This window comes from Bacillus sp. FJAT-42376 (assembly GCF_003816055.1).
Lineage (GTDB): Bacteria > Bacillota > Bacilli > Bacillales > Bacillaceae > Metabacillus_B.
On the sequence record NZ_CP033906.1, the window covers coordinates 1,599,407 to 1,619,524 of the forward strand.

Annotated in this window: 22 protein-coding genes; 13 read left to right on the forward strand and 9 right to left on the reverse strand. The window is 46.4% G+C overall.

The features are described 5' to 3' along the window. Positions 1–10: 10 nt before the first annotated feature. On the forward strand, positions 11–313 hold the full coding sequence (locus CEF21_RS08105) for an HNH endonuclease (RefSeq protein ID WP_123914929.1): 303 nt from the start codon (positions 11–13) through the stop codon (positions 311–313). Positions 314–484: 171 nt separating this feature from the next. Here the strand turns inward: CEF21_RS08105 and CEF21_RS08110 are convergent, their stop codons facing one another. The 6 genes from CEF21_RS08110 to CEF21_RS08135 form a co-directional block, all read right to left on the reverse strand. After that, on the reverse strand, positions 485–703 hold the full coding sequence (locus CEF21_RS08110; RefSeq protein ID WP_123914933.1) for a spore germination protein: 219 nt from the start codon (positions 701–703) through the stop codon (positions 485–487). A 41-nt stretch (positions 704–744) separates the two neighbouring features. Then, entirely contained in the window at positions 745–1,152 is a 408-nt protein-coding gene (locus CEF21_RS08115) for a spore germination protein GerPE (protein WP_123914936.1), read from the reverse strand. 2 nt (positions 1,153–1,154) lie between these two features. Continuing rightward, entirely contained in the window at positions 1,155–1,331 is a 177-nt protein-coding gene (locus CEF21_RS08120; protein ID WP_123914939.1) for a spore gernimation protein GerPD, read from the reverse strand. Beyond that, positions 1,328–1,942, reverse strand: a complete 615-nt coding sequence (gene gerPC, locus CEF21_RS08125) for a spore germination protein GerPC (RefSeq protein WP_123914942.1) — start codon at positions 1,940–1,942, stop codon at positions 1,328–1,330. Before gerPC ends, CEF21_RS08120 begins: the two co-directional genes overlap by 4 nt. A gap of 138 nt (positions 1,943–2,080) precedes the next feature. Further along, positions 2,081–2,308 carry a spore germination protein GerPB gene (locus tag CEF21_RS08130; protein ID WP_123914945.1) on the reverse strand — a complete coding sequence of 76 codons (228 nt, stop codon included), beginning with the start codon at positions 2,306–2,308 and terminating at the stop codon, positions 2,081–2,083. A 12-nt stretch (positions 2,309–2,320) separates the two neighbouring features. Then, positions 2,321–2,542, reverse strand: a complete 222-nt coding sequence (locus CEF21_RS08135; protein ID WP_123914947.1) for a spore germination protein — start codon at positions 2,540–2,542, stop codon at positions 2,321–2,323. 191 nt (positions 2,543–2,733) lie between these two features. Here CEF21_RS08135 and CEF21_RS08140 point away from each other — a divergent pair, with 191 nt between their 5' ends. Further along, positions 2,734–3,888, forward strand: coding sequence for a DUF418 domain-containing protein (locus CEF21_RS08140; RefSeq protein WP_164462125.1), 1,155 nt, complete (start codon positions 2,734–2,736; stop codon positions 3,886–3,888). Between the two features lie 20 nt (positions 3,889–3,908). Here CEF21_RS08140 and CEF21_RS08145 read toward each other — a convergent pair whose 3' ends face one another. Then, positions 3,909–4,091 (reverse strand): aspartyl-phosphate phosphatase Spo0E family protein, encoded by a 183-nt coding sequence (locus tag CEF21_RS08145; protein ID WP_123914953.1) that lies wholly within the window; start codon positions 4,089–4,091, stop codon positions 3,909–3,911. A gap of 233 nt (positions 4,092–4,324) precedes the next feature. Here CEF21_RS08145 and CEF21_RS08150 point away from each other — a divergent pair, with 233 nt between their 5' ends. Next, positions 4,325–5,143, forward strand: coding sequence for an SPL family radical SAM protein (locus CEF21_RS08150; protein ID WP_241156791.1), 819 nt, complete (start codon positions 4,325–4,327; stop codon positions 5,141–5,143). A 171-nt stretch (positions 5,144–5,314) separates the two neighbouring features. Then, positions 5,315–6,217 (forward strand): fumarylacetoacetate hydrolase family protein, encoded by a 903-nt coding sequence (locus CEF21_RS08155; RefSeq protein ID WP_123914960.1) that lies wholly within the window; start codon positions 5,315–5,317, stop codon positions 6,215–6,217. 100 nt (positions 6,218–6,317) lie between these two features. Here CEF21_RS08155 and CEF21_RS08160 read toward each other — a convergent pair whose 3' ends face one another. Continuing rightward, a complete protein-coding gene (locus CEF21_RS08160) occupies positions 6,318–7,514 on the reverse strand; it encodes an ornithine--oxo-acid transaminase (RefSeq protein ID WP_123914963.1) in 1,197 nt (398 codons plus the stop codon). Between the two features lie 310 nt (positions 7,515–7,824). Between CEF21_RS08160 and CEF21_RS08165 the strand changes: the two genes are divergently transcribed. Then, on the forward strand, positions 7,825–8,055 hold the full coding sequence (locus tag CEF21_RS08165) for a hypothetical protein (RefSeq protein WP_123914966.1): 231 nt from the start codon (positions 7,825–7,827) through the stop codon (positions 8,053–8,055). An 89-nt stretch (positions 8,056–8,144) separates the two neighbouring features. Then, the gene (locus CEF21_RS08170) at positions 8,145–8,501 is read left to right on the forward strand and encodes a YisL family protein (RefSeq protein WP_123914968.1); all 357 of its coding nucleotides are present in this window, start codon (positions 8,145–8,147) and stop codon (positions 8,499–8,501) included. Between the two features lie 48 nt (positions 8,502–8,549). On the opposite strand, the gene CEF21_RS08175 is transcribed toward CEF21_RS08170, so the two are convergent. After that, positions 8,550–9,110 carry a DUF2777 family protein gene (locus tag CEF21_RS08175; protein ID WP_164462126.1) on the reverse strand — a complete coding sequence of 187 codons (561 nt, stop codon included), beginning with the start codon at positions 9,108–9,110 and terminating at the stop codon, positions 8,550–8,552. A 316-nt stretch (positions 9,111–9,426) separates the two neighbouring features. Here CEF21_RS08175 and asnB point away from each other — a divergent pair, with 316 nt between their 5' ends. From asnB to CEF21_RS08210, 7 genes are all read left to right on the forward strand, one after another. After that, positions 9,427–11,268: an asparagine synthase (glutamine-hydrolyzing) gene (gene asnB / locus CEF21_RS08180; protein ID WP_123914974.1), complete on the forward strand. Its 1,842-nt coding sequence runs from the start codon at positions 9,427–9,429 to the stop codon at positions 11,266–11,268. 291 nt (positions 11,269–11,559) lie between these two features. Beyond that, positions 11,560–12,132, forward strand: coding sequence for a TetR/AcrR family transcriptional regulator (locus CEF21_RS08185; protein WP_123914977.1), 573 nt, complete (start codon positions 11,560–11,562; stop codon positions 12,130–12,132). 73 nt (positions 12,133–12,205) lie between these two features. Beyond that, positions 12,206–14,668: a YhgE/Pip domain-containing protein gene (locus tag CEF21_RS08190; protein ID WP_123914980.1), complete on the forward strand. Its 2,463-nt coding sequence runs from the start codon at positions 12,206–12,208 to the stop codon at positions 14,666–14,668. A gap of 186 nt (positions 14,669–14,854) precedes the next feature. Further along, positions 14,855–16,381, forward strand: a complete 1,527-nt coding sequence (locus CEF21_RS08195; protein ID WP_123914983.1) for a phytoene desaturase family protein — start codon at positions 14,855–14,857, stop codon at positions 16,379–16,381. Continuing rightward, positions 16,378–17,871: a phytoene desaturase family protein gene (locus tag CEF21_RS08200; protein WP_123914985.1), complete on the forward strand. Its 1,494-nt coding sequence runs from the start codon at positions 16,378–16,380 to the stop codon at positions 17,869–17,871. Before CEF21_RS08195 ends, CEF21_RS08200 begins: the two co-directional genes overlap by 4 nt. Beyond that, positions 17,837–18,670 carry a phytoene/squalene synthase family protein gene (locus CEF21_RS08205; RefSeq protein WP_123914988.1) on the forward strand — a complete coding sequence of 278 codons (834 nt, stop codon included), beginning with the start codon at positions 17,837–17,839 and terminating at the stop codon, positions 18,668–18,670. The genes CEF21_RS08200 and CEF21_RS08205 overlap by 35 nt, the downstream gene beginning before the upstream one ends. Before the next feature lie 243 nt (positions 18,671–18,913). Continuing rightward, positions 18,914–20,059, forward strand: coding sequence for an MFS transporter (locus tag CEF21_RS08210; protein ID WP_164462127.1), 1,146 nt, complete (start codon positions 18,914–18,916; stop codon positions 20,057–20,059). Positions 20,060–20,118 lie beyond the last annotated feature (59 nt).

Consider the following 20,118-nt stretch of genomic DNA (forward strand, 5'->3'; position numbering starts at 1 on the left):
ATGACGGCATATGGGCAAAAAAATGATGGGAAGATGCGAGCTTTGCGGCAGGACCGATACAGAGCTGACCGAGCACCATCTTGTTCCAAAAGAAATGGGAGGCACGTTTTTGGCGACGGCCAATCTGTGCATCCCTTGCCATAAACAAATACATGCTCTTTATACAAATGAGGAGCTGGCTGCCAGATTATCCACAATTGAAGAGCTGCAAAAGGATGAAAAGCTGTCCAGGTTTATTAAATGGATTCGGAAACAGCCCTCCTCAAAGCTCATTGCAACAAGAAAATCAAATGAGCGGAAGAAAAGGAAATAGAATACAGGACGCTCCGGCATGAATCAGCGGCTGATGCAAAAAACAGTGGTTCAGGAAGCCCCAGGGTAGCCAGAACTGCTTGAGCCATGGGATGAATGGAATTCCGGAGCTTCTGAATCTCGCTGATAAGGCAATGGGAAAAGCACCGGGAATCCGGTGCTTTTCTCCTTATTAATTGTTTGCCGTAATATTTTGATCCGCCACATCCGGATCAATCATATTCGTTGCACTAATACCGTTATTTAAAATCCAGAAGTCACCCGTATTTCCTCCGCCGGATCCTGATGCTGATTTAGAGGCACTTTTCGGAGACAGATAGAACGTATCCCCAAAGTTCACGACTCCGCCGGAAACCGTGTTGATTTTTATAGGGCCGACGATGGCTGGCATGGCAAACACCCTTTATTTTCTAAGTCATATGACCAGTATATTCAATCCTCGCCTGATTGTTCTTCAGGATCGAGAACCCCTTTCGGCCTGAATAGCTGACGGGTATGCTTGACACGGGCCTCTGCTTCAATCAAGTCCGCTGATCCGATTTGAAAAACGGCGGATGTAGACAGGGCCAGGATTTTTACAAATTTTGTGCGGATGAACGGTTTTTCATGAATGTAGGAGACAGCGACCTGTTCGGATTTAATCGGCCGCGGGACAGGAAGCTGAAAAATATCATATTTGCTGAAGTCCCCTTCATTGTCGTAAAAGACCTCCGCTTCCCTCTGCACGGCGAAGACATTGGCTTTGGGTAAGATTTCTCTTGAGTCTCCAATGTTAAAGACAGAGGAAAACCCGAGAATATTTACATAGGCAGCATCTACGATTGAATTTCGGTTATACATCCTTATTGAGGCGCCAATGGAACGAATGGTCCGATAATCAGTGACTCGGGAGGTGTATCAAAAACGGCCGATTGTCCGACATTGTTTACGTCCCCGATTAAAAAAACAGAAGAGGTGGCAACGGCGGACACACGGCAAAATACGACATTGATATCTTTGTTTATGACGGTGAAATTCATGGCTGGTCTCCTTTCATTTCAACAGGCAGATATTTAATAAAGTGATCAACCGATTGAGCAATTTCTTCCTTGACCCGTTCGGTGATCTGGTCTGCCTGGGCTTCCGGATCGCCTTCCTGGAAGTTTGCAGTCTTCAGGTAATATTGAACCCGGGTATCGATTTGTTTGCGGATGTCATCAATGACCATTTTCCGCTGTTCTTCATTCAGCTTTCTGGAATGGCGCTGTTCTTGTATTTCGAGCATATGGATGCACTCTTCCGTTAAGTACGTGTTTAGCTGATCGAGAGCGATGGCGTATGTTTCTCCATTCACTTCGCGCTCCAGTTTCCCGACTTGCTGTCCCTTTTGAATGACTTCAAAATTTTCGATTGGTTCAGGGTCCGTTGGGTTTAATCCGATATTCAGCGTACCCTCAAGTGTTTCTACTTTCAGCTGATCGAATTTATATTCGATTTTTTCAATGTTTGTGGACGGCATATTTTTTAGTGCCTGCAGGTCATCCGACATTTTTTGAATCATGGCTTCGAGCTGCTGGATTTTGTTCGCCTGAGACTGGATACAGGTGCAAAGCTGCTGCAAGTAGGATCCCATATCATTTCCGTAATACATGACAAATCACCTCGCAATCCCGATCTTTCGTTACTGCATCATATGCGCATACAGTAAATTGGGTGAATGCCTATTTTTCAGAAGAAAAATCTTAGCGTAATTACTGTGGGCGGTTAACAGGCCCGGCATCTGCGCTTTTTATCGGGAAGGAGGCGGTGCCAGCGGAACGACAGGGCGGGACAGTGCCTGTGACAGCTCGGCACGGCGGGTCGCCGGAGGTGCCGCTTCAAAAAATCCCCCTGTATTGTAAAGATTAGATAGGGACTTGATATACCCGGCGCTGCCGATTTGAAGAACAGAGGAGTTATTGACAGCTCCTACACGAAGATAATTAATACAAATGGATTGATTAATATAAAAATTCATATCATCCCACCCCTATGCATTTCCAGCGATCGGCTGATCGACAACATCCTGATCAAACGTATTTGTCACACTGTTCTGATTAAAAATGGACATCCCGTCTCCTGTATTAAATGAACCGGCACCGGCGAAGGTCTTAACATTGCTGATCGGAGCGATCGTGAAAACATCTCCGATATGAAGAACACTGCTTGTTCCGATGCTATTAACTTTAAAAACCCCAACAATGGCTGGCATGGCTAAACATCCTTTTCATTTTCTAGAAGGGTCGAAGTTCTTTGGGATTTGTTTACTGTATTTATATGACAGGAGCGGAGACTTGTGATAAACGCGGATATTCCGCACGGAAATGCAAAACCCCAATAGGAAGGGATTCAGGATGTTTTGCAGAATTTTTATGGAGGCAGAAAATATGGAGGGGGAGTACAGTGAAGAACATACAGGCATCCTTCATTTCCGCAGAGGAGCGGCTTCAATCGCTTGATGTTTTGCGGGGATTCGCTTTGTTTGGAATATTAATGGTGAATTTATTCGATTTTTCAGGACCGCAGCTTTATAAAAATACGCTTATTCACAGCAGCGGGTGGGCAGACCGGACGGTTGAAATCCTTGTATTTGTGTTGGCTCAGGCAAGCTTTTACCCGCTTTTTTCCTTTTTATTCGGAGCAGGAGGAGTCATGTTCTATAAAAGGCTTGAAGAGAAGGGACAATCCCCGGAACGGTTTTTCACCAGAAGAATGCTCGGTCTCCTGATTATTGGCGTATTCCATGCGTTTTTCATATGGCATGGGGATATCTTAATCACCTATGCGCTGATTGGATTTCTGTTTATGCTTTTTATCAGAATGCCGGCCCGTGCACTTGCTGTCTGGAGCTGCTCTCTGATTGCCATTCCAAATATGATTATTGCATTGCTGCTTTTGGGTATAGGGAATTTGCCTGCAGAGGAAATCAATACGGAGAACATCTTATCTGTGTATCAAAAGGGGAACTTTTCCGAAATCATGAGCCAGCGCGCAGCCGATTGGTTTTATGTAAACAATCCGGTTAATGCACCGTTCTTAATTTTATCTATTTTGCCTATGTTTCTGCTTGGAGCCTATGCCATGAAAAGAAGATGGTTTGAAAGAGATCCGTCAAAGGAAATGGTTAAAACATGGGCTATTGCCGCCGCAGCATCTGGTTTGACGGGCTTTTTTATCAAAATAATGCCTGTGATTCACCCGGAATCGGCTTTGTGGAGCTACCTTCATCAATCGCTTGGAGGGCCGCTCGCTGCCATGTTTTATCTGACAGGCATCCTTTTATGTATTCATATAATTAGAGTGCCGGGAGTTTATCGGGTGCTTGCATGTGCAGGGAGAGCGTCCATGACCAATTATTTGCTGCAGTCGATTGTGTGCACGTTTATTTTTTATTCCTATGGCATCGGATTGTACGGGAGAACGGCCTCTCTTCAGACCGTTCTCATTGGTATAGGGGTGTATCTTGCTATCCTCACCGCCAGTTGGTTTTGGTTTAAGCGATATAAGCAGGGACCGGTCGAAAAATGCTGGAGATGGTTCGTTTACTGGAGACCGTGAGGAGGGCAGAGAATTTTCGTTCAGCGGGCCTGTGCTTTGTTAGTCCGGCTGCTCTGAAGGCGGGAATGCCGCTGTTTAATTTCCTGCAAAAGAAGATGGTCAAGCTCTTGGCTGCACTTTAATGTAGCATCCGAATTAATGCCATGCTTTTGAGCAAGATCGATTAAGTTTTTTCTTTTGGATTCAATTTCATTAAAAAGCATTTCTTCTCCAACTTTCAAAGGGGACTTTTTCGTACTCTGGAATGCTGCTGGAAAACCCTTCTTTTTAAATGGCAAATAGGCAAAAAAGAAGAGGGAAACCGGGAAAATTCCAACCAGACAGCCTGTCCTAAAAAATGGATAAACCTATTATACAATGGAAAAGGAGAAAGTATCCAGTTTCGATAAAAAAATATAAAATATTACATAAACATACACGAAGGAGGGCGGGGGACTTGAATACTCATTTAAAAACACCAAGGTCTTTCCTAACTAAAACAGGCGGGTTTTTAGAAGACTATACGTATTCTTTGAACCCCTATACCGGCTGTGCGTTCGGATGTTCCTACTGCTACGTAAGAAGATTGCCGGTTTCTTTATTCAGGCAGGAGGAATGGGGCACGTGGGTGGATGTAAAGCAGGCAGAAAAAGAGAAATTTAAGAAGGAGCTGCAGCGTGCCGGGAAAAAAGGACCGGTACGTATTTTTATGTCATCCAGCACGGATCCTTATCAGGCGGAGGAGGCAAAAAATGAAGTGACCCGAACCCTTCTGTCAGCCATGGCGGAAGAAAAGCCTGATTTTTTATTTGTACAGACACGGAGTCCGCTTGTGAAGAGAGACATTGAATGGTTTCATCAGCTTAAGGATCGTATCCTTGTGAGTATTACAATTGAAACAGACCGGGAAGATGTACGGAAAGCGTTCGCTCCGGCTGCTCCTCCCATCGCAGCCAGAATGAAGGCACTGGAGCAATTGACGGCGGAAGGGATTCCGTCTCAGGCAGCTGTTGCCCCGATGCTTCCATTTACGGAAACATTCCCTGAAAAGCTCAGGGGAGTGACAAATTTCATTACGCTGGACGATTTTTTTCAAGGGGACGGAGGCGGAGGAAAAAGGTCGGCTTCACTTGGTGCTGAAGAAATTCTGGCCGGTCTCGGGGAAAACGATTGGTTCAATCCAGACAGAATCCAAAAGGAACAGAGCAGATTCGAGGCAGTGTTCGGAAAATCGAATGTTCGGATCAGCAGGGACGGGTTCGCCCCGTTTCGGTAAAAAGCAAGACGGAGCTTGTGTTTTTTAAGGGGAGTTACTCCCTGTTTAAGAAGGATTATAATAGTCGGATGTCGAAATTAACATAATCATGTACAATGAATAAATGTTTAAGGGTTTTGCAGTCCGGCGGCTGAATTCCGGACAGATAGAATGGCAATGGGGGTTTTGGAGATGAAATTTGCATCAGCACGGCTGAATGGAAGAACATTTATCGGATTAATCCAAAATGAGGAGCAAATTTTCGACCTGCAAAGAGCGGAGAAAAAGTTTTTCGAAATGGAAACCATTTCAGGAAATCTCGAGGACTGTATTTTAGACGGGGATAAGTTTATCAGTCAGGCTCAAGTGTTAGAGCAGAGATTACTAAAGTCAGATGATCATCAGGAATTGGTGTACTCCTTGTCAGATGTGGATTTGCTTGCGCCCATCCCGAGGCCGCGCAAAAACGTCTTTTGCGTAGGGAAAAACTATCGGGAGCATGCGGTGGAAATGGGCAGTGAAGCAGATATTCCGAAGTTTGTGATGCTCTTTTCAAAGGCGCCGACATCGGTCATCGGGCACGGCGATTTAATTGATCCGCATACCCATATCACGCAGGAGCTCGATTATGAAGGAGAGCTTGCTGTCATTATCGGAAAAAAGGGCAAACAGATTTCGGTAGAAGACGCACTGGATTATGTATTCGGCTATTCCATCGTGAATGATATTACCGCAAGAAATCTACAGGCCAATCACAAACAGTTTCTTCTTGGGAAAAGTTTGGATACCTCCTGCCCGTTCGGACCGTTTATAGTACATAAATCAGCGATACCGGATCCCCATGATTTGCATATTGAGACGCGTGTTAATGGGGAAATCCGTCAAACCGGCTATACCGGTGACATGATTTTCTCTATCGCCTCCATCATTTCGACGATCTCACAGGGGACAACGCTTGAGCCGGGAGATATTATCGCCACAGGAACACCAAGCGGAGTAGGAAAAGGCTTTAACCCTCCGAAGTTCCTTAAGTCAGGTGATATGATTGAAATCTCGATCAGCGGAATCGGGACCCTGGAAAATGGTGTGAATTAAAAAAACTCCCTCCAGCCTTTCGTCTGGAGGGAGTTTTTTGACGAGTTTCCCCGACTGTATGGTGTAAAAAAGCCCCCCGGTGCAGGAGGGCTTTTTCCGTTTATTTAGAAAGAACTTGGAATACCTTTTCTATTGCCCAGTCCAGGTCTTCTTTCGAAATGGTCAGCGGCGGTGCGAAACGGATAACCGTATCGTGTGTTTCTTTGCAGAGCAGTCCGGCTTCCTTCAGTTTTTCACAGTATGGACGCGCTTCTTCATGAAGCTCGACGCCGATGAACAGCCCTTTTCCGCGCACTTCTTTGATGACCGGATTATCGATTTCCTTTAACCGTTCCTGGAAGTAGTTTCCGAGCTCCAGCGAGCGTCCGGCCAGGTTTTCGTCAATCAGGACGTCAAGTGCTGCGATGGAAACGGCACAGGCAAGAGGGTTCCCTCCGAATGTCGAACCGTGTGAGCCGGGATTAAAGACACCTAAAATGTCTTTATTTGCAGCTACGCAGGAAATCGGGAAGACCCCGCCGCCCAGTGCTTTTCCGAGAATGTACATATCCGGTTCAATCTGCTCCCAATTGCATGTGAACATTTTTCCGGAGCGTCCGAGTCCGCATTGAATTTCATCTGCCACAAACAGGACGTTGTTGTCTTTGCAGATTTGAAGGGCTTTTGTTAAGAAGCCTTCCTCCGGAATATTGATTCCGGCTTCGCCTTGGATCGGTTCGATGATGAAGGCGGCTGTGTGGGGAGTGATTGCCGCTTCAAGCGCCTCCAGATCTCCGTATGGAATGACCTTAATCCCAGGGAGCATCGGACCGAATCCGCGTTTGTATTCTTCGCTTGAAGACATGGAAACAGCAGCCATTGTCCGGCCATGGAAGTTGTCCTCGCAGACGATGATTTCCGCCTGGTCCGTTACGACACCCTTCACATCGTATGCCCAGCGCCGGGCTGTTTTGACCGCAGTTTCCACTGCTTCCGCTCCGGTATTCATAGGAAGAACCATATCTTTCCCTGTCAGCTCTGCCACTTTTTCATACCACGGACCAAGCTGGTCATTATGAAAAGCCCGGGATGTCAGGGTGATGCGGTCTGCCTGATCTTTCAATGCCTGAATGATTTTAGGATGGCGGTGCCCCTGGTTTACGGCAGAATAAGCACTAAGCATGTCCATATATTTATTGCCTTCAGGATCCTCTACCCACACACCTTCTGCTTTAGAGATTACGATTGGCAGCGGGTGATAGTTGTTGGCTCCGAACTTTTCGGTTTGTTCGATTACGTGTGAAGTTTTAGTCGTCATGCGTTTCCCTCCGTTTATAAAAATTGAGTGCAGCGCTTTCAATAGTTAGAAAATTAACACCTATCTATACAATATATCAGGAGGGGCAAGATGACAATAGAGCGGATTTTGCCAGTAAACGCGGCATTCAGCGAGGATGAATATTTATCCGGCTGAGTGATCACGTTCAGCCTCATAACGGCCATTCAGCGAATATTTATCCAGCACTCTTTTAACAAAACCGCCGAAAAAGGTTTTCTATTAAAAAGGGGATTAGCCTGGAGGAGCAGAATAACAGGAAGAAGAACAGCAAGACGGGAAGGGTGGGAAAATGAAACAGACACATGAAACACAGCCGTCAAAATCTTTTGATGGAACAGAAGACCAAGTCTTTTCTCCTGTAGAAGACCTTCAGCGAATGGAGGGCACCTCGCCTCTAAATAAGAATGCCTTTGTAAATGCAAGCGGTCTTCCGAAAGGGGTGAAAGTTACGGGGTATATTTTGCTGGGCATGTTTGGATTGATGATCCTGGCTGCTCTTCTTTTGAATGTTTTACAATGAAAGCGGTGTTCTTATTCTATCGTCTGCCTCCCCATTTCGTGGTAAGATGAAAAGTGTAGAATTTTGACAGAAAAGGAGGGGGGACTAAAATGATTCATATGCATATCACTTCATGGCTTTTAGGACTGATTTTGTTTTTTGCGGCATACTTTTTACATACTTCCGGAAACGCGAAGGCTTCTAAAATCGTTCATATGATTTTAAGAGTGTTCTATATTCTCATTATTGTGTCCGGAGTCGTTGTCATGCTGGGTGTGTCCAATCTAAATGCAGAATACATCATTAAAGGTCTTGGCGGCTTGTGGCTCGTTGCTTCTATGGAAATGATTCTCGTCCGCTTGAAAAAAGGAAAACCAGTCAGAGCGTTCTGGATTCAGTTTTTCATTGCGCTCGTGATTGTGCTGCTGCTTGGATGGCGTTTGCCTCTGGGTGTTCTTCATATGTAAAAGCAAGATAAAAAGTCTGCTCCCGACGTTGAATGGGGGCAGACTTTTTTATTTCTTCAGCAGCAGAATCGAGCGCTTGCCAAGACTTGTCGTGAATTCGTAGCGGTCCAATACATCCTCAGTCGGCATGCGGTGATGCTGAACGCCGCAAATGCTGTCCTCGTTGTCAAACTGATAAAACGACGTGCAGGCTGTTTTCAGTTTTTTGTTCGTAAACAGCAGATGGTTGTAGCAGTAAATGCAATCGTATATCGAATAGCCGAGCTGATTCAATTCTCCGGTAAACCGGACAAGCGAATCGTCATCAAGGGAGCGCAGCATTTGTTCAAAAGCAAAGGGCAGCTTTCGGCGAATTTTAAATACATGGCTGTCAGCAATGGAATGTTCTCCGGAATCGGTCTTGATTTTTCCGTCGGACAGCCAGATTGCCTGATACCATATTCCGTCCATCAGCATGTGCATGTCAGAAAGGTCCATCACATCGACAAGCTTTCCTTCATCTGCATCTTCTTCGAAAAACAGCCATTCTCCTTCAAAGCAGCAGATGTTGCCGGTCATACATGACCTTTCCTGTGTATGGAGCAGTTTTTTTCTTATTGAAGAAGCCAATTCGTTCCCTCCAGAGCTTAGTGTCGATCGTGCATAAACGGGCAAGTGAAATCCATCACTGAATGCTGCGGAACAGCAAGGATAGGCGGTGCAGGAATGGCCCGTAAAGCCCGGCTGGTTCATTCCCCTGCACCGGAATCGTTAAAATGCCCGCTGCCGGAAAATGATCCATTGTGTATTAACCTTTTTACCCTTAATCGGACATCTTTATGCAACAACTTCTTCATGAGGACAATTCAATCATTCATACACTGTGAATAGGATAGGTACATCAAAGCTCGCGCTCAGTGAAAAATGCTTGAAGGAGATGACGGATATGTGCGGAATTACAGGTTGGGCTGATCAAAAACAGAGTCTTGCGGGAGAGCGGAATGTTGTATCTGCCATGACAGAAACCCTTTCGAAAAGAGGGCCGGACGATACGAACTTATGGTGGCAGCCGAATGTATGGTTCGGCCATAAAAGGCTTACGGTAGTGGATCCGGAGAGCGGCGTGCAGCCGATGACGAAAGAAAAAGATGGAAGAGAATATACGATTTGCTATAACGGCGAGCTTTATAACACAGAAGACATCCGCAGGGAATTGCTCCGCAAAGGATATACGTTCAGGGGGCATTCTGACACGGAAGTTCTCCTTGCATCTTATATGGAATGGGAAGAAGACTGTCTGGATCGCTTAAATGGCATTTTTGCGTTTGCCGTATGGGATACAGCTAAAAACAGGCTCTTCATTGCGAGAGACCGGATGGGAGTCAAGCCGCTCTTTTACCGCTATGAGGATGGAGCGCTTCAATTCGGTTCAGAGCTGAAAGCCATCCTCGCGCATCCAGACGCCAAACCTTCTGTTACCAGGGAGGGCTTGTCAGAAATTATGGGGCTTGGGCCCTCCAGGACACCCGGGCATGGGGTTTTTGACGGCATAAAGGAATTAAGGCCGGCTCATGCGATGATTTATAGCCGGGACGGTTTGAAAATCTGGCGCTACTGGAATGTGAAGAGCCGCCCTCATACAGATTCGTTTGAGGAGACGGTTGAGAAGGTCCGGTTCCTGCTGACCGATGCCGTTACCCGGCAGCTTGTGTCAGATGTCCCGCTCTGTACATTCCTGTCAGGAGGCGTGGACTCAAGTGCGATCACAGCGATTGCCGCCGAATCGTATAAAAAAGAGGGAAAAGGCAAGCTTCATACGTACTCGATTGATTACGAGGAAAATGAGAAATTTTTTAAAGCGAACGATTTTCAGCCGAATTCAGATGGACCGTGGATTCAGAAAATGACGGATGCATATCAGACAGAACATCACCGGAGGGTAATCAGCCAGGAAACCCTGGCGCATTTTTTAACCGAGTCGGTTGAAGTAAGGGATCTCCCGGGAATGGCGGATATTGATTCTTCTCTCCTCTGGTTCTGCAGGGAAATCAAGAAGGATTTTACGGTTGGGTTATCCGGTGAGTGCGCGGATGAAATATTTGGAGGGTATCCCTGGTTCCACCGCCCTGGTGAATCCGATGTATTCCCGTGGATGAGATCCACAGCGGCGAGAACGGGGCTGCTGAATGATAAATGGAGAAAAGAACTCAATCTTGCCCAATATGTTCAGGACCGATATGCCGAAACGATAGCGGAGACCCCGGTGCTCGAGGGAGAGAGTGAAACCGATGCGAAACGCCGGGAGCTGTTTTATCTAAACATTCTCTGGTTTATGACGACGCTGCTTGACCGGAAAGACCGGATGAGTATGGGGGCAAGTCTTGAAGTGCGTGTTCCATTTGCCGATCATCGTCTCGTTGAATACGTGTGGAATATTCCGTGGGAGATGAAGATGCACGGCAACAGGGAAAAAGGGATTCTCAGAAAAGCGCTGGAAGGCATCCTGCCGGAGGAAGTGCTTTACCGCAAAAAAAGTCCGTACCCGAAGACCTATCACCCCGCTTATACAAAAGCGGTGCGGACCATTCTCGAAGACAGCCTGAAGCATAAAGATTCGATTCTGCATGAACTGTTTGCAAGAGAAAAACTGGACCGTCTTATTGAGACTAACGGGAGTGACTTCGGAACACCTTGGTTCGGCCAGCTGATGAGCGGACCTCAGCTTCTCGCCCATCTTGGACAGATTCACATTTGGGCAGAGCGGTATCATGTTCAAATTAAAGCTTAAACGAAGGTGTACGGTCTGGAAAAGTAACATAATGGATTAAAGAACGGGGCTGTCAGAAAAGTCCCGATTAGAGAAAACAGCGACTCGCTTATAGCGGGTCCCTGTTTTTGTTTAAAGATAATAGAAGCGGAAGGGCGGGTGAATCCTGGAATCCGCGCGGCGAGGAGAAAGGTAATCCGGTCTTTTTTGCATAAAGGAGAATCAAAATGTTGCGGGCGAAAAGTGAATGTGATATCTTTAATTACATAAATTGACCAAAATACTATTTCAGTCAGGAAGTGTTGAATTTATATGTCTGTTGACCGCCGAAGGCAAATTATCGACGCAGCTACAAAATCTTTTTCGATGTTTGGCTACAAAGCAACAACGATGGATCAGGTTGCGAAATTAGCCAATGTAGGGAAGGGAACCATCTATACGTTTTTCAAGAATAAGGATGAGCTGTTTCATGACATTGTGTCGGTCATGGTAAAAGAAATGATTCTTGAGGCAGAGGACGCCATCAACCCTGACGAAAGTTTCGGAGAAAATGTTCATGCGGCTCTGTACCGGATCCTCGAATTCCGGAGCGAGCATCAGCTGATGCTGAAGCTCCTGCAGGAAGAAAAAGAAATGGGCACCCTTGCCGTTCTGGAGATGCTCAATCACATAGAAAATCAGATTATCGAGTACTTAAAAACAAAGATTGAAACTGCGCAGAAAAAGGGTCTGATCAGGGAAGCGGATTCTGAAATTACAGCCTTTCTGTTCTTACGAACGTACATTGCTCTTGTTTCAGACTGGGAGCGCAGACACAAGCCATTATCGTCTGAAAAAATTGCTGAGGTAATGAAGATTTACATTTTGGAAGGATTGTCGAAATAGGATAATCCTCATTTTTTCAGAATGAAATGACCATATGATTAAATTAGTCATCTATTCAATTAAGGAGGCAGCCATGAAAGGATTTACTTCATTAAAAGGAGAATTTCAGGAGATTGCCAGGAAAAAGAAACTTCTGATTGCTGTTATTGCTGTGCTATTAATTCCCGTATTGTACAGCGGAACATTCCTGTGGGCATTCTGGGATCCGTACGGCAAAGTCGATCAGCTTCCTGTCGCAGTCGTCAATAAAGACAAAGGAGCCGACTTTGAAGGCGAGAAGCTGACAATCGGCAAGGATTTTGTAGATGAACTAAAGGAGAACAAAAAATTCAACTGGCAGTTCGTCGACGAGGCCGAAGCGAACCGCGGTCTTGAAAACCGCAAGTACTACATGAAAATTGAAGTGCCGGAGAACTTTTCGCAAAATGCGACCACTCTTCAGGATGTTCATCCGAAACGGCTGGAACTGATTTATACTCCGAATGAAGGGACGAACTACCTTTCAACCAAAATCGGAGACTCCGCTATGGAAAAAGTGAAGGCGGAAGTGTCATCCGAAGTAACAAAAACGTATGCTGAATCAATGTTTGATAACATTAAAGATGTCGCAAAAGGATTAGATGACGCGACAGAAGGCGCCGGTAAACTGAATGACGGAATCAATGATGCAAAGGGCGGTTCGGACGATCTTCATGATGGAATTAATACCGCTAAAGATGGTGCGGGCAAGCTGGATCAGGGAGTGGCCTCTGCCAAAGATGGAGCGGGCAAGCTGAACAGCGGGATCGGATCTGTCCATTCAGGGGCTGAAGAGCTGAAGAAAAACCTTCAAATGCTCGCTGAGAATTCAGTCTCCTTCTCAAACGGACTGCAATCGGCAGATGAGGGCGCCAAAAGGCTGGACGAGGGCATTCAAAAGTTCGGCACAGCGGTCGGGCAAATGAAGGATGGAAACGCGAAACTGCTTGACGGGGCTAAAAAGTCCCAGAGCGGAACGGATCAGCTTTCTGCAGGCCTTGATCAGTCATTAGCCGGATTAAATCAACTCAATGAAAAACTTCCGGCGCTAACGGCCGGAACAGAAGGTTTATCGGACGGTGCTGAGGCGCTGTCTGTTAATCTCGGAAAGTTCAAAGGCGGTGCAGATCAAACGAAAGAAGGGTCTGCCCAGGTAGCGGAAGGACTTGAGCAGCTCCAGCAAAAAGTGGATGCCATGGCCAAACAGTCCAGTGACCCGCAAATTGCGGCACTGAAAGCGACCATCGACCAATTGGCAGCCGGCAGCAAGAAAGTCGATGGAGGGGTAAATCAGCTTTCAGAAAATGCTTCCCTGCTGCAGGGAGGAGCGGACAAACTATCCGAAGGGGCAAATGCTGTTCACGACGGCCAGTCCAAGCTTGGCGGCGGAATCAATCAGATTGCTGAAGGGCAGCAAAAGCTTGCGGATGGAGCGAAGGCGCTATCCGGGGGTCAATCCCAGCTCGTTCAGGGCCTCACTGTATTCGGCGGGAAAATCGGGGAAGCCCAAGACGGAATCAATCAGCTTTCAGCCGGAAGCCGTTCCCTCTCAAGCGGTTTGGGCCAGCTTGCACAGGGGTCAGGACAGCTGCAGGATGGAACAGGCAAGCTGGCTGATGGTTCAGGCAAACTTGCCGAGGGAACGGAAAAGCTTGCCGACGGATCAAACGGACTTGTAAACGGCCTTGGAAAGCTATCCGATGGATCCGGTGATTTGTCTGGCGGCCTTGGAAAACTTTCGGATGGGTCAGGCGATTTATCAAACGGCATGAATAAGCTTTCTGACGGTTCAAAGGAACTGAAAGATGAGCTTGGTGACGGAGCGAAAGATGCAAATGATGTGAATGCCAACAATGATATTTATGATATGTTTGCAAAACCTGTACAGCTGAAAGATGACAGACTGAATCATGTACCGAATTATGGAACGGGATTCACTCCATACTTCCTTTCTCTGAGTTTATTTGTAGGAGCGCTCGTCTTCTCTGTTATTTTTCCATTGAGAGATCCGGCGGTCCGCCCTAGAAACGGATTCAGCTGGTTCCTTGGAAAATTCGGTGTACTTCTTGCGGTAGGAGTATTCCAGGCGGTCCTTGCAGACTTGATCTTATTGAATGTACTTGGACTTGAAGTGCAAAGTCTGCCATTCTTCTTCATGATGAGCGTTCTTGCAAGCTGGACTTTCCTGGCCATTATCCAATTCCTTGTAACAGCACTGGATAACCCGGGGCGTTTCATCGGAATTCTGATCTTGATCCTGCAGCTGACTAGCAGTGCCGGAACGTATCCAATCGAGCTGGTGCCTGGAGCGCTGCAGCATTTTACAAACTTCCTGCCGATGACATACACCATTTCGGCATTCAGAGCCATTATTTCAACAGGAGATTTCAGTTTAATGTGGCACAATGTTTCCATTGTTCTTATTTTCCTGATTGTGCCTATTCTCGGCACGATTTCATATTTGACTTTCGCCCACAAGCGGGAGTTCAGGAATGAGGAACAGGAAGCAGCCGTTTAATATTGTCTCCCATAGCCCGGGCCATGGCGTCCGGGTTATTTTTTATGTGCAGGGTTCCAAACCCAAATCGAATGTGCTGCTGAACATTCGGGTATAGTGGAAGGTAGAGGTTATTCATTGTATTTTTGCTTTGTAATTCGTATAATGTTTGTATAACTAATGTACAATTCAGGGGGACGACCCATCATGGCAAAAAAAATAATTGTTATCGGCGCAGGTCCGGGCGGGATGGCTGCGGCTCTCCAGCTTGCTGGAAGAGGGTATGACGTTCACGTTTATGAGAAGCAAAACTATATCGGCGGACGAAACTCTTCATTCGAGATGGACGGATTTACATTCGACATGGGCCCCACTTTCCTGAGCATGGTGCATCTGGCGGAAGAAATCTTTGAGGAATCAGGAAAAAATTTATACGACTACCTGGAGCTAAAAGAAATCGATGATATGTATGAACTGATTTTTGATGAGGAAAGTCTTCATATGACCCGCGATCCGGAAGAAATGAAGCGCAGAATCGATGCATTTGCACCGGGGGACGGAGATGGGTATCTTTCGTTTATAAAAGATACAGAACAAAAAATGGACCGTCTGACTCCGATTCTGCAAAACAGAATGGACCGTTTCCGGCATTATTTAAGCTGGAGGGTTCTGAGAGCGATTCCTAAGCTCACACTGACTAAAAGTCTTTACGATGTCCTGTCTAAATATTTTAAAGATGAGCGCGTCAAACTTGCCTTTACTTTTCAATCGAAATATTTAGGCATGTCTCCATGGGAATGCCCCGGTGCATTCTCCATTCTCTCCTATATGGAACACGCATACGGCGTTTTTCATCCAATCGGCGGCGTCAATCAGCTTCCGAAGGCGATGGCAAAAGCATTTCAAGAACTCGGAGGGAGCATTCATCTTGGGCAGGGAATTGACAAGCTAATCCTCGATGGACGGACGGTCCGGGGTGTGAAGCTTGAATCAGGTGAAGAAGTGATGGCCGATGAAGTGGTCATCAACGGGGATTTCGGTCATGCGGTGACCAACTTGGTGGAAGACGGGCAGCTCAAAAAATATGCGAGGCAGAAACTGGAGAAAAAGAAATTCTCCTGTTCTACTTTTATGATTTATCTCGGCATAGATAAAAAGTTTGAACTCCCGCATCATACCATTCTTTTTTCGAAAGACTATAAGAAATATGTGGAAGAAATCACGAAAAGCTATTCCCTGCCGGAGGATTTGTCCATTTACATCCAAAATGCAAGTGTGACAGACCCGACGCTTGCACCGGAAGGCCAATCGGCTCTATATATCCTCGCCCCTGTTCCGAGCAATATGGGCAGCATCGACTGGGATCAGGAAAAAGCAGCATTCAGGGATCTTATGCTGAAAACGCTGCATGAACGGACAGAGTTCAAAAACCTGGAACAGCATATAGTCACCGAACGGATTCTGACCCCGAAGGATTGGGAAAAAGAGATTTTCGTATATAAAGGGGCTACGTTCAACCTGGCCCACAATCTGACACAAATGATGGTGCTCCGGCCGCATAATGAATTTGAAGAACTGGAACATGCATGGCTTGTCGGGGGCGGAACACACCCTGGAAGCGGCCTCCCTACTATTCTTGAATCAGCGAGGATCACAACCAATATGATTCATGAAAAACACGGCGGGAAGCCGGTCATCGTAAAATCTGAGAAAAGGCTGGGGAAAGCGTTATGAGAGCAACGATAGCAGGCGGCGGAATCGGCGGCTTAATCACAGCTTTATTGATGAAAAAGAACGGGTTTAATGTTACGATATTTGAAAAGAATGACAGGCTCGGAGGACGGCTCGCCTATGTAAAAGAAGGAGAATACAAAATAGACGAGGGGCCGACCATCGTTCTCCTCCCGGAGATGCTCCAGCGTATTTTGAGAGAAGCCGGGATTTCCGACAGCGAATACGAACTTGTCTCACTCGATCCTCTTTATAAGCTGCATTTTGCAGACGGAACCACCTATTCCAAGTATTCGGATTATGAAAAGCAAATGGATGAACTGAAAAATCACTTCCCCGGAGAAGAAAAAGGCTTCCAGCGGTTTATGAAGGATATGGATACGAGATTCCGTCTCGGGAATGATCAGTTCCTTGAGAAAACATTTGTTGACCGCCGTTCTTTCTGGACGCAAAACAACATTCGCACGCTGATGAAACTCAAGGCGTACCGGAATGTGCATCAATCCCTGAAAGCCTATTATACGGATGAGAGGCTTAGACAGGCATACTCGCTGCAAACCTTATATATCGGAGGGAACCCGTTTGAATCACCGGCGATTTATTCCCTCGTTTCCTACAGCGAGCATAAGCATGGCGTGTATTATATGAGAGGCGGATATGCCCGGCTAGTGGAAGTGCTGGAAGAAGCCCTCATCCGGAATGGTGTGGAAATCAGAAAAAATGCGCTCGTCCAGTCGGTCAAGTCGGATGGCGTGAAGGCTCAGGGGCTGTATGTAAACGGGGACTATCATGAAACGGATTACCTGATCATGAATGGAGATTTTCCTTCGGTGACCCATATGCTTGAGCCGTACGCTCCGAAACGGGAATATGTTCCCTCATCCGGCTGCCTGCTTCTGTATATGGGGCTGGACAAGGTGTATAATGAGGCAAATGTTCATCAGTTTTTTATGGGATCTGATTTTCAGCAGCATATGCATCAAATCTTTGTATCAAAGGAAGTTCCGTCTGATCCATCCATCTATGCGTTCCATCCTTCAATTATTGATTCCTCGCTTGCACCAGAAGGGAAAAGTGTGCTGTATGCACTCATTCCGGTCCCTTCAGGAAGCCATATTGACTGGGATCAGCAAAATGAATTTACAGACCGAATTATAGAAACACTGGAAAGAAGAGGATTTCCGGGCTTGAGAGACCATATTGTCTGGAAAAAAGTAAAATCACCGAACGACGCGAAAAGAGAAGGGCTCTTTGAAGGGGGCAGCTTCGGACTTGCTCCAACCCTGTTCCAGTCCGGAGTCTTCCGTCCCCAGGTCAAACCTTCCAAATTGGAGAATGTCTATGCAGCAGGTGCTTCCATTCACCCGGGCGGCGGAATACCGCTCGTGATGCAGGGAGCAAAAATGATGGTATCCGTACTAATGGAAGATGCAAACATACACAAAGGGGTGAGCTTAAGTGGAAAACCTGAAAGAAGCGTACGCACAATGTGAAGAACTCATTAAAATCCATTCCAAATCCTTTTATAAAGCATTTTCACTCCTCCCAGCAGAAAAGAAACGGGCGGTATGGGCTGTTTATGCTTTTTGCCGCACGGTGGATGACATTGTAGATGAAGGGGCAGAGCCTGAAAAAGAGCTTCAGGCTTTTGAAGAAGACTTCAGACGCTTTTTAAACAGGGAGCATGACCGCAACCACTACATATGGCTTGCTCTGGAAGACACATTCAGCCGCTACGATATGGATGAAGAAGCTTTCTGGGATATGATCAAAGGCCAGAGAATGGATTTGACAAAAACAAGATATGAAACACTGGAGGAAGTGTTCGACTATTCCTACCATGTGGCAAGCGCCGTCGGCCTGATGCTGCTGCCGATTCTCGCTCCGAGGAAAAAGGAGACGCTCCGCAATGGTGCGATTGCCCTTGGCATCGCCATGCAGCTCACCAATATTCTTCGCGACATTGGCGAAGACCTTGACCGGGACCGGATCTATCTTCCGAAAGAAGTCCTTGACCAGTTCGGGTACAGCGAATCAGAACTTGAAGCAGGCATCATTAATGATTCATTCATTTCCGTCTGGGAGTATCTAGCCTTTGAGGCAGAGGCCTACTACGAAGAAGCGATGGATACGATTGATTTATATCCGCTCCACTCCAGAACACCTGTGAAAGCAGCGGCCTTTTTCTATAAAGCCATTTTGAATAAGGTGCGCGGCAACCATTACCGGGTTTTTGGAGAGCGCAACTATGTCACACAGGATGAAAAAATCTCCATCCTTTCACAAATGTAAAGGAAGCGTTCAAAGGACGCTTCCTTTTTGTTCGGAAAGGATTCGTCATGTTTGAACGGTGGGGATTCCTGAGCGATGAAAGGCAGAGGAATAATGAAGGGAAAGAAAGAATAAAAAACGATAAGAATACAAAAAGGAGGTCTGTAGGATGATCCGGAACAAATCGAGCAGCTGATTTTGACCGAACGCACGAGGTCCACCCTGATGATGATTCCAAATTTGGATCATCAGGAGGGGGATGCAATGAAAAATACCGGCAGGCTTCTCGCCATTGCAATGGGCGAAGGGCTCGTTTTTGCCTATGCTGTGGAGCGGCTCTTTGCTGAATCGCGCGGTTTATCCATTGCCGATATGCAAAATCTGATTATATTTTATGCGGTGATCAGTGCCTTGCTGGAAATTCCGTGCGGTGCATTAGCGGATGTTTGGAAGAAAAAGTATGTGCTCGCAGCCGGATTATTTATCTGTTATTTTGAGTTCGTATGTTCTATATTTTCCTATGACCTATATGGGTTCGGCATCGCCTATTTGGCGGCAGCGATCGGCGGTTCGTTAAAGTCGGGTGTCACTGAGTCTATTCTTTATATGTCTTTAAAGGAACATGGCAGGGAAGAGGAATATGTAAAATGGAACGGCCGCTGTCACTTTGCTGCCAATGCGGTTCTCGGACTTTCTGGTATAGCGGGGGGCTATCTGGCGTATTACACATCCTATGAAATTCCTTATTGGCTATCATTGCTCGGCTTCCCGATATGTCTTTATTTTGCCCTCACCCTGGAGGAACCAGAAAAAGGATTATCAGAAAAAAAGGATCAGAAAAAGATACGGAGTCAGCTTAAAGCGGGCATTGTCTATGCATTCACAAGCAGAAGATTGCTTGTCATAATTTTGGCAAGCGGCATTTCCGGATCGGTTCTGCACAGTGAGCTGCACGAGATGAGTATGCTTGTTTATCCGGAAATCGGGATTGCGGTTTTGTACTTTGGATACATCAGCTTTTTGATTACCGGTTCAAGTGCTGCGGCAAATCTCCTAAGTGAGAAGTATGAAAGCCGGGGATGGGGGCTAAAACCGGCATTTGCTGCTGCGGCAGCGGCCATTTTCCTTTTTGGCTTTGTTCAGCATTGGAGTGCTGTTCTGTATGTCATTGCCGCTATCGCAGTCTTGGAAATGATCAGCCCTATCCTCTCAGCCCGGCTGCAGGAAAAGGCATCCGATGAATGGCGGGTTACCGTGACATCGATAGAGGCATTCACAGGCAATCTGCTGAGCATCGTGATTGGAATGGGCTTTGGCTATGCGGCAGACCTGTACGGTGTTCAGCTGGCCTTCCAGCTTTTGTCCTGTATTCTCCTTGTGCTGCTCCTATTTAGGCTGAATCCTGAATAGCTTGCTCTCAGTGTCCTGTAAAAAAACCTGCTTCAAAACAGAACCCCGGAAAGCTCTCA

Coding starts and splice junctions, on each gene's coding strand:
- CEF21_RS08190 (WP_123914980.1), top strand. CDS start 12,206: ATGAAAGGATTTACTTCATTAAAAGGAGAATTTCAGGAGATTGCCAGG.
- CEF21_RS08130 (WP_123914945.1), bottom strand. CDS start 2,308: ATGAATTTTTATATTAATCAATCCATTTGTATTAATTATCTTCGTGTA.
- CEF21_RS08115 (WP_123914936.1), bottom strand. CDS start 1,152: ATGTATAACCGAAATTCAATCGTAGATGCTGCCTATGTAAATATTCTC.
- CEF21_RS08145 (WP_123914953.1), bottom strand. CDS start 4,091: ATGCTTTTTAATGAAATTGAATCCAAAAGAAAAAACTTAATCGATCTT.
- CEF21_RS08120 (WP_123914939.1), bottom strand. CDS start 1,331: ATGAATTTCACCGTCATAAACAAAGATATCAATGTCGTATTTTGCCGT.
- asnB (WP_123914974.1), top strand. CDS start 9,427: ATGTGCGGAATTACAGGTTGGGCTGATCAAAAACAGAGTCTTGCGGGA.
- CEF21_RS08185 (WP_123914977.1), top strand. CDS start 11,560: ATGTCTGTTGACCGCCGAAGGCAAATTATCGACGCAGCTACAAAATCT.
- CEF21_RS08210 (WP_164462127.1), top strand. CDS start 18,914: ATGAAAAATACCGGCAGGCTTCTCGCCATTGCAATGGGCGAAGGGCTC.
- CEF21_RS08155 (WP_123914960.1), top strand. CDS start 5,315: ATGAAATTTGCATCAGCACGGCTGAATGGAAGAACATTTATCGGATTA.
- CEF21_RS08135 (WP_123914947.1), bottom strand. CDS start 2,542: ATGCCAGCCATTGTTGGGGTTTTTAAAGTTAATAGCATCGGAACAAGC.
- CEF21_RS08160 (WP_123914963.1), bottom strand. CDS start 7,514: ATGACGACTAAAACTTCACACGTAATCGAACAAACCGAAAAGTTCGGA.
- CEF21_RS08200 (WP_123914985.1), top strand. CDS start 16,378: ATGAGAGCAACGATAGCAGGCGGCGGAATCGGCGGCTTAATCACAGCT.
- CEF21_RS08110 (WP_123914933.1), bottom strand. CDS start 703: ATGCCAGCCATCGTCGGCCCTATAAAAATCAACACGGTTTCCGGCGGA.
- gerPC (WP_123914942.1), bottom strand. CDS start 1,942: ATGTATTACGGAAATGATATGGGATCCTACTTGCAGCAGCTTTGCACC.
- CEF21_RS08195 (WP_123914983.1), top strand. CDS start 14,855: ATGGCAAAAAAAATAATTGTTATCGGCGCAGGTCCGGGCGGGATGGCT.
- CEF21_RS08170 (WP_123914968.1), top strand. CDS start 8,145: ATGATTCATATGCATATCACTTCATGGCTTTTAGGACTGATTTTGTTT.
- CEF21_RS08105 (WP_123914929.1), top strand. CDS start 11: ATGGGCAAAAAAATGATGGGAAGATGCGAGCTTTGCGGCAGGACCGAT.
- CEF21_RS08165 (WP_123914966.1), top strand. CDS start 7,825: ATGAAACAGACACATGAAACACAGCCGTCAAAATCTTTTGATGGAACA.